At 61.5% G+C, this 1,179-nt stretch carries 2 protein-coding genes; both read right to left on the bottom strand.

Annotated elements, in window-relative coordinates:
* Window positions 1-611: cyclase family protein (locus AC2FNB_RS21335; RefSeq protein ID WP_496748721.1), on the bottom strand; the 611-nt coding region annotated here is incomplete at its 3' end.
* Window positions 612-715: 104 nt separating this feature from the next.
* Window positions 716-1,179: type 1 glutamine amidotransferase (locus AC2FNB_RS21330; RefSeq protein ID WP_496748720.1), on the bottom strand; the 464-nt coding region annotated here is incomplete at its 5' end.

Here is a 1,179-nt window from a genome sequence, read left to right as displayed (position 1 = left end):
ACTGCGCCGGTTTCCTCGATCAGCATTTGCGCGGCTTCGACGTGGAAACCGGGGAAGTGCATCTTGCCTTCGTCATCGGCGTTGCGGAATTCCGGGCCGCCGGTTTTGCCTTCCCAACCGGAATGCATCGCCACGCAGGCGCCATCCGGGATCGGACCGTTGGTGCTGATCCAGGCTTTGATGTCGTCCGGTGTCACCTGCGCATCGGCGTCCTGCGCGGCCTTTTCGTGGATGTGCACCACGCAAAGCGGGCAGACCAGGTTCGACACGGGGATTTCGTCGATCGACTGGCCGTCCGCCGAGAAATGCAGCGGCGCGTCGATATGGGTGCCGGTGTGTTCGTTGACCGCAAGATTGAACAGGTTGAACCCGTGTTCCTTGAAGTTGAAGGCCTGCGTCGCTTCGATGCCGGGCGTGCCGAAATAGGTCGGGAAGTCGGCGTCGTATACATGCGTCATGTCGACGACGTCACTGTGGCTCATCGCGCGGACCGGGCTTGCGGTGGCGGTTCCCAGCGCCGCGCCGGCTGTTGCCACGGCACCGGCCTTGAAGAAGGATCGCCGCGACAGCATCCGGTCCTTGACGGCGTTCATCACACAAATATCGCACATTTCATTGCTCCCTGTTGAGTTTGCTGCTGCGACAAGCCGGTGTCACCTGCCCCGGCGTGAGCTTAGCACATTTTCCACAAAGTCAATGTTTTACAGAGGGGGGGTCAGGTGTCGGCGGCGCGAGCCTGCTGAAAAAACCGCGCGATGCTTTCCGCATAGCCTTGTTGATGCACAGGTTGGCTGAGCGAGGTCAGGGCCTTGTCGCATAAGGTCTGACCGATCAGGGGACGCATTTCCTCGGCCAGGGCGATGACAAAACCCTTGTCCATTTCCGGGTGCTGCTGGGTGGTATAGATGTGCGTGCCGATGAAGAAGCCCGAGCTTTCGCAGGCATCCGATGCGGTCATGTTGCAGGCGCCGGGCGGCAGCTGCGTGACCTGTTCCTGATGACAGCCATATAGGTTGATGTCCTCGGGCAGCTCCTTTGCCCAGTCCGGGCGGGTGAGCAGGCGGTTCCGGGTCACGCCATAGACCCAGCCGGCGGGATTGAACCCTACCTTGCCGCCCAGAGCCACCGCGATGGCCTGATGCCCGAAACAGGCGCCAAAGAGGGGCTGGCGTCGGTCAT

This window comes from Ruegeria sp. BHSB058, assembly GCF_059613285.1.
This window is presented reverse-complemented; position numbering and strand designations above follow the sequence as displayed.